Source organism: Vibrio sp. Vb1980 (genome assembly GCF_033338615.1).
Classification (GTDB): Bacteria; Pseudomonadota; Gammaproteobacteria; order Enterobacterales; family Vibrionaceae; genus Vibrio; species Vibrio alginolyticus.
This window is the reverse complement of sequence record NZ_JAWOSZ010000064.1, coordinates 1-860: the sequence shown is the minus strand read 5'-3', so window position 1 is coordinate 860 and position 860 is coordinate 1. Positions and strand designations below refer to the sequence as shown.

Sequence of the window (860 nt, the reverse complement as noted above, 5' to 3'; positions counted from 1 at the left end):
TCAATCCTGACGGCAGCGTGACTTACACGCCAAACGACAACTACCACGGGGCAGACAGCTTTACCTACATCGTTACGTCTGGGGGTGTCAGTGAGTCCACCACGGTGAACGTCGATGTGACGCCAGTCAATGACGCACCAGTGGCGAAAGATGATATCGCTACGACACAAGAAGACACTGCAGTTACTATTGATGTTCTGCCAAACGATACTGATGTGGATGGCGATAAGCTGAGTATTGAATCAGTCTCTGTTCCTAAAGAGCAGGGTACGGTTGAAGTGGTGGATGGCAAACTTGTTTTCACACCGGCAGAAAACTTCAATGGCGACGCCGAAATCACTTACACCGTAACGGACGGTCAATTGACCGACGAAGCGAAAGTAACTGTTACAGTAAATCCAGTGAACGATGCGCCAACCATCAAGGTTGATGCAGTAGAAAGCATCACTGAAGATGCAGTGAGCATTGATACGGTAGTCGCAGCATTAACGGTTCGTGATACTGATACGCCAGAAGACCAGTTAGCCGTTTCTTTAGAAAATAACTCAAACGGCTACTTCGTGTTGGTTGGCAATGAAGTCAAGCTGACTCAAGCAGGCGTTGATGCAGTTAATAATGATGAACTTAACCTTAAAGACCTAACTATTAGCGCGTCAGTGTCGGATGGTGTAAATCCAACAGCTAACGACAGTGACAGTTTGATTGTGAATCGTGTTAACGATGCACCGACTGTTGAAAATGCCATTGCAGACCAAGTGTTATCGGAAGATTTCGATGCATACACGATCGACTTGAATGAAGTATTCAAAGATTCTGATTCCTCGCTAGAATTCTCAGTCTCTGGCAATAACAGCATCCAA

At 45.9% G+C, this 860-nt stretch carries 1 protein-coding gene; it reads left to right on the top strand.

Features of this window, described 5'->3' with window-relative positions; genetic code table 11:
• Nucleotides 1-860 (top strand): tandem-95 repeat protein (locus tag R7F64_RS23800; protein WP_318072138.1); only part of this gene is annotated, 860 nt, incomplete at both ends.